This window comes from Thalassospira tepidiphila MCCC 1A03514 (genome assembly GCF_001662875.1).
GTDB classification, from domain to species: domain Bacteria; phylum Pseudomonadota; class Alphaproteobacteria; order Rhodospirillales; family Thalassospiraceae; genus Thalassospira; species Thalassospira tepidiphila.
Map to the genome: position 1 here is coordinate 135,216 of NZ_JPVZ01000010.1, position 7,477 is coordinate 142,692.

The following is a 7,477-nucleotide window of genomic DNA, read 5'->3' on the forward strand; positions in this document are numbered from 1 at the left end:
TTACTCCGTTCTAAATAAGGTAATCCGATAAAATTCGAGGTCCGCTGTATAGGGCTTCACACCAGAGCTGTCAACTCGTGACAGGGCATTTACCCCCAGAAAACCGGCAATGCCGCCGGGATTTCGTCCCGACGGCATCCGAAATGCGAATTCGTCACCACTCGATACGTTCGACATTGGAGAATGTCAACTCGGAACCGTCAGAAAACACGATTGTTCCCGACGAATCGGTGCTGAGTTCAAGGGAGTGTCCCTTGCTTTTGGTAATCTCACCCTCATCAAGGACAAGGGTCCAGTCGCTCGAGTCGATATTGCTTCCACCGGCCCCGTGCAATTCGATGGTATCGGTGGTCCATCCGTTGGTACCGCCATCCACATGATCATTGCCATCGCCCATGTTGAAGATGAACAGGTCCGACCCACCCCCGCCATAGAGGCTGTCATCGCCAATTCCGCCGATCAGGGTGTCATCCCCCTCACCGCCCAGCAGGATGTCGTTACCAGCCCCACCAAGCAGCATGTCACTGCCTGCACCACCCAGAAGGCGGTCATTGCCGTCACCACCATCAAGGCTGTCGTCACCACCGCCGCCATCAAGCGTATCGTTACCAGCACCGCCAGTGAACGTGTCTTTGCCCCAACCGGCCGTCAGGGTGTCGTCCCCCGCACCGCCGTCAAACACGTTGTCACCGCCATCAGCATTAAGGATATCGTTGCCATCGCCACCATAGAAGGTGTCATCCCCCCAGGCACCATGGATCGAGTCATCGCCACCACCGCCCCAGACGGTGTTGTGGCCGCTTCCGGCATCAATGCTGTCGTTACCGTCACCAGCCGAAATGGTGTCCTTGTCGCTTCCGGTGGTGATGCTGTCATCACCGCTGCCGGTATCGATGGTATTGCGGCCTTCGCCGGCGGTAATGGTATTATTGCCATCACCGGCATCAATCACATCATCGCCCGATCCGGTCATGATGGTGTCATCGCCGATCCCGGATGCGATGGTGTTTTTGCCTTCGCCGACATTTATATAGTTGTCGCCATCCCCGGCACTGATGGTGTCGTTGCCACTCCCGGCGAGGATGCTGTCATCCCCCGATCCGGTCGTGATATCGTTCCGACCTTCGCCTGCACTGACATAGTTATCGCCATCGCCTCCCAGAATGGTGTCATCACCACTTCCGGCATAGAGGCTGTCATTACCGGCACCGGTTTCGATATAGTTGTGGCCTTCGCTGGCATAAACAATGTTGTCACCGGCACTGGACCTGATCGTGTCACGGTCGCTGCCACCTGTAATATAGTCATTACCGGTGCCGCCATCGATGGTGTTGCGGCCTTCGCCACCGTGCAGGGTATCGTTGCCACCACCGCCATAGATCGTATCGTTACCACCATCACCGGTAACACTGTCATCGCCATCCCCGGCATAGATCACGTCATCACCGTTGCCGGCCCAGATCGTGTCGTTCCCGGCATTGGTGCTGATGGTGTCATCCCCATCATTGCCGCCAACCGTGTCGTTCCCGGATCCGGTTTCAATCACGCCATCGTCGTTCGGGTCCCAGATGACTTCATCATCGTCCTGCACGGGATCAAATGTGACTTCAAGAATGGCTGTGGTGGTTGCGGTATCCTCGCCATCGCGTGACTGGACCGAAACGGTCAGTTCAAACGTGCCGGCGTAATCGCTGGCCGCCGAAATACTCAGGCCCGACAGTTGTGCCGATGTCAGCGTCCAGGTGCCGTCGCCATTGTTGGTACCAGCCGACAAGGTCGCACCCTCTGGCACGCCACTGATGGTAACCGTTAAAGTCTCGCTCGCATCCGTGACCGCTGCGTCAATATCAAGCGCAACGGCGGTTCCTTCATCGCCACTTGCATCTTCGACTTCAAGGGTCGGCGTATCCGCCACGCCGGCAACATTCACCGTGATCGTATCACTGACACTGCTGGTATCGCCGCCATCGGACGAGGTCACGGTGACCTCAAGGTCAAACGCGCCGGAATAGTCATCTGGCGGGGTGATTGTCAGGCCTTCAAGGTCGCCAGCACTCAGCGTCCAGGTGCCATCGCCATTGTTGGTGCCTGCCGAAAGGCTCGCCCCGTCTGGCACACCGGACACCGTAATCGTCATGGTTTCGGAGCTGTCACTCAGCCCGGCATCGATGGCAAGCGCGATGTCCGTGTCTTCGTTGCCAGAGATATCGGACACATCAAGGCTTGGCGTATCCGCCACACCGCCAACATCCACTGTAATGGTATCGCTAATCGTCGAGGTATCTGTGCCATCGGTCGAGGTCACAGTGACATCCAGATCGAACGCGCCGGAATAATCCTCTGCCGGTGTCAGTGTCAGCCCTGCAAGGTCTGCCGCTGCCAAACTCCAGGTCCCATCACCGTGATCGGTACCCGCAGACAGGCGCGCACCTTCAGGCACACCCGAAATTGTCACTGACAGCACTTCCGATGCATCGGAAAGCCCGGCCTCGATATCAAGTGCAATATCACTGTCTTCCAAACCCGATGCATCCGACACATCCAGCGTCGGCGTATCCGCAACCCCGGCAACATCCACCGTGATCGTATCACTCGCACTGGCAATATCCTCGCCGTCGGCAGAGGTCGCCGTAACACGCAAATCGAACGACCCGCTGAAATCCTCAGCCGGAGTAACGGTCAAACCATCAAGCTGCTCAGGGTTCAACGTCCAGGAGCCATCACCGTTATCCGTACCAGCCGACAAGGTTGCACCGCCCGGAACGCCAGAGATCGTCACCGTAAGCGTTTCAGAACTGTCCGCAAGACCCACATCAAGATTGAGCGCGATCGCCGAATCTTCATTCCCCGCAGCATTGCTGACATCCAGCGTCGGCGCATCTGCAACGCCAGCCACGTCAACCGTAATAGAACCGGTCGTAGTCGCAACGTCTTCGCCATCCGCAGAGGTCGCCCTCACCCCAAGATCAAACGACCCACTGAAGTTCTCCGGTGGGGTGATCGTCAAACCTGCAAACTGCTCAGAGCTTAGCGTCCACGTGCCGTCACCATTATCAGTACCAGCAGACAAGGCCGCACCATCCGGAACGCCGGAGATCGTAACCGTCAGTGTTTCACTGGAATCGGCAAGACCCACTTCGACATCAAGCGCAATCGCAGAATCTTCGCTGCCAGCAGCATTGCTGACGTCCAGCGTCGGTGCATCGGCAACACCAGTCACGTCAACCGTGATCGAACCGGTCGTGGTCGCGACGTCTTCGCCATCCGCAGAAGTTGCCGTCACGCCGAGGTCGAAAGAACCGCTGAAGTTTTCAGGCGGGGTGATCGTCAAACCATCAAGCTGCTCTGAGCTTAACGTCCAGCTGCCGTCACCATTATCCTTGCCCGCCGACAAGCTTGCACCTTCCGGAACGCCGGAGATGGTGACAGTTAGTGATTCACTTGAGTCGCGACCAGCATCAATATCCAGCGTAATAGCATTATCTTCGTTGCCCGAAGCATCCGAGACATCCAGCGTCGGCGCATCCGCAATACCGCTCACATCCACCGTGATCGAACCAGTCGTGGTTGCGACGTCTTCGCCATCGGCAGAGGTTGCCGTCACGCCAAGTTCAAACGATCCGCTAAAGTCCTCAGGCGGCGTGATCGTCAAACCTGCAAGCTGGTTAGCGTTCAACGACCAGGTGCCGTCACCATTATCCGTGCCAGCCGACAAGGCGGAACCTTCTGGAACGCCACTGATGGTCACGGTCAGTGATTCACTTGAATCCGCAAGGCCAGCATCGATATCGAGGGTGATCGCACTATCTTCAGAGCCGCTTGCATTTGCGACATCAAGCGTCGGCGCATCGGCAACACCGGCAACGTCAACCATGACGGTGTCGGTAACCGATGCGATATCAATTCCGTCCTGCGTGCTGGCGGTAATTTCAAGATCGAAACTGCCACTGAAATCGGACGGTGGCGTAACGCTGAGACCTTCGAGTTGATCACCGCTCAGAGTCCAGGTGCCGTCACCATTGTCTGTTCCTGCCGACAGCGTCGCGCCTTCTGGCACACCGCTAATCGTTATGGTCAGCGTTTCACTCGAATCCGCTAAACCAGCGTCAATGTTCAAGACAATGGCGCTGTCTTCATTGCCGCTGGCGTCAGAAACATCCAACGTCGGATCATCTGCAACACCAGTGACGTCAACCGTGATCGAACCGGTCGTGGTCGCTACGTCTTCGCCGTCAGCCGACGTTGCCGTCACGCCAAGATCAAATGATCCGCTGAAATCCTCAGGCGGCGTGATGGTCAGATCTGCAAGCTGCTCAGAGCTCAGCGTCCAAGTGCCGTCACCATTATCGACACCTGCCGACAATGTTGCGCCATCCGGAACGCCGGAGATCATAATTGTCAGGGTTTCGCTGGAATCTGTAAGGCCAGCATCGATATCAAGTGTGATGGCATTGTCTTCGTTTCCGGAAGCATCAGACAAATTCAGTGTCGGTGCATCGGCAACGCCCGCAACATCAACGGTGATGCTGCCGGTCGTTGTTGCAACATCCGATCCATCTGCCGCAGTCGCCGTCACACCAAGATAGAACGAGCCGCTGAAGTCTTCTGGTGGCGTAATGGTCAGACCTGAAAGCTGCTCAGAACTCAACGTCCATGTACCGTCGCCATTATCAGTGCCAGCCGACAAGGCTGCACCGCCCGGAACGCCTGAGATCGTGACCGTGAGAGTTTCTGAGCTATCGCCAAGCCCGGCATCGATGTCCAGTGCAATTGAATTGTCTTCGTTGCCGGAAGCATCAGACAGATCCAGCGTCGGTGCATCCGCGACACTGGCCACATCCACCGTGATCGAACCGGTCGTGGTCGCAACGTCTTCGCCATCCGCAGAAGTTGCCGTCACCCCAAGATCAAACGACCCACTAAAGTTCTCAGGTGGGATAATGGTCAAACCTGCAAGCTGCTCAGAGCTTAGCGTCCAGCTGCCGTCACCATTATCCGTGCCAGCCGACAAGGCAGCACCATCCGGGACGCCGGAGATCGTTACCGTGAGCGTTTCTGAGCTATCGGCAAGCCCGGCATCGATATTAAGTGCAATGGCGGAGTCTTCAGATCCGCTTGCATCGCTGACGTCGAGCGTCGGCGCATCCGCAACGCCAGCCACATCAACCGTGATGCTATCGGTCGTAGTCGCAACGTCAGATCCATCTGCCGATGTCGCCGTCACGCCAAGATCAAATGATCCGCTGAAGTCCTCAGGCGGCGTGATCGTCAGGCCTTCAAGTTGCTCTGAGCTCAGCGACCATGTGCCATCGCCATTATTCGCACCAGCCGACAGTGTGGCGCCATCCGGAACACCAGAGATGGTGACCGTCAGGGCTTCGGAACTGTCCGTCAAACCTGCGTCGATATTCAGTGCTATGGCATTGTCTTCGTTTCCAGATGCATCCGACACATCCAGTGTCGGCGCATCTGCGACACCGGTAACCTCTACGGTAATTGTGCTATTGCCACCACTGGAACCACGCGTCAGACGGATCGGATCGGCGGTAGAGGCGACAGAATCTCCGTCTCTTGATTGCGCAACCACCTTAAGATCAAACGAACCGCTGTAGTTTTCCGGTGGTGTGATCGTCAATCCGGACAGGTCATCGGCATCAAGTGTCCAGGTACCATCACCATTGTCTGTGCCAGCAGACAATTCCGCACCATCGGGCACACCACTGACGATGACACTCAGCACCTCACTGGGATCCGTCATCGCGGCATCAATATCAAGGGCAATTGCAGTATCCTCAAGGCCTTGCGCATCAGAAACGTCAAGCGTCGGTCGGTCTGCAACACCTTCGACATCAACAGTAATGGTCTCACTGCTGGTGGCGATATCAGATCCGTCGGCAGATTGCGCCGTTACCTCAAGATCAAACGAGCCGCTATAGTTTTGTGGTGCCCGAACTCTCAGGCCATCAAGTTGATCCGGGTTTAGCGTCCAGGAGCCATAACCGTTATTCGTACCAGCGGTCAGGGTTGCTCCGTCTGGAACGCCAGAGATTGTCACAGACAGAATTTCACTCGAGTCCGCAAGGCCTGCATCGATATCAAGCGCAATGGGCCGGTCTTCGTAACCCGATGCATCCGACACATCCAATGTCGGCGCATCGGCAACGCCCGCAACATCAACGGTGATGCTGCCGGTCGTCGTCGCGACATCGGAACCATCTTCTGAAGTTGCGGTTACGCCAAGATCGAACGAACCACTGAAGTCCTCGGGCGGGGTGATTGTGAGACCTGCCAGCTGATCCGAATTCAACGTCCAAGTCCCGTCACCGTTGTCGGCACCAGCCGACAAGGTCGCGCCGTCCGGAACTCCGGAGATGGTAACTGTCAGAGTCTCGTTGGCATCCGTCAGCCCAGCATCGATGTCCAGTGCAATGTCATTATCTTCGTTGCCCGCCGCATCAGAAATATCCAGCGTTGGGACATCCGCGACACCAGCAACATCAACCGTGATACTGCCAGTGGTCGTGGCAACATCAGAGCCATCAGCAGACGTCGCCGTCACACCAAGGTCAAATGATCCACTGAAATCCTCAGGCGGGGTGATCGTCAAACCTGCAAGCTGCTCGGAGCTTAGCGTCCAGGAGCCATCACCGTTGTCGGTCCCGACAGACAGAGATGCACCTTCCGGAACGCCAGAGATGGTGACCGTCACGGTCTCGGAACTGTCCGTCAGACCTGCGTCGATAATCAGTGCAATGGCATTGTCTTCATTGCCGCTGGCGTCGGAAACATCCAGCGTCGGCGCATCCGCAACACCAGTCACGTCAACCGTAATAGAACCGGTCGTCGTCGCAACATTCGAACCATCCGCAGACGTTGCCGTAACGCCAAGATCAAACGAGCCGCTGAAGTCATCCGGCGGTGTGATTGTCAGACCGTCAAGCTGGCCAGAATTCAGCGTCCAGGTGCCATCCCCGTTGTCGGTACCAGCCGACAAGGTCCCGCCGTTCGGAACGCCACTAATTGTAACTGTGAGTGTCTCGGAGCTGTCAGTCAGGCCCGCATCAATTTTAAGCGCGATGGCGCTGTCTTCATTCCCGCTTGCGTTTGAGACATCCAGAGCCGGTGCATCCGCAACACCGTCAACATCCACCTTGATGCTACCAGTTGTCGTAGCAACATCTGATCCATCGGCAGAGGTTGCGGTCACGCCGAGATCGAAAGAACCACTAAAGTCTTCCGCTGGCGTGATCGTCAGCCCTTCAAGTTGCTCAGAGCTCAGCGTCCAGGTGCCGTCACCATTGTCGGCTCCGGCCGACAAGGTAGCTCCATCCGGAACGCCGGAGATCGTAATTGTCAGGGTTTCACTGGAATCTGTAAGGCCAGCATCGATATCAAGTGCGATGGCATTGTCTTCGTTTCCGGAAGCATCAGACAAATCCAGCGTCCGTGCATCGGCAACGCCCGCAACATCAACGGT

Annotated in this window: 1 protein-coding gene; it reads right to left on the minus strand. The window is 56.7% G+C overall.

From position 1 onward, the window contains the following. Nucleotides 1-154: 154 nt before the first annotated feature. On the minus strand, nt 155-7,435 hold the full coding sequence (locus TH4_RS17860) for a beta strand repeat-containing protein (protein WP_209437393.1): 7,281 nt from the start codon (nt 7,433-7,435) through the stop codon (nt 155-157). Nucleotides 7,436-7,477 lie beyond the last annotated feature (42 nt).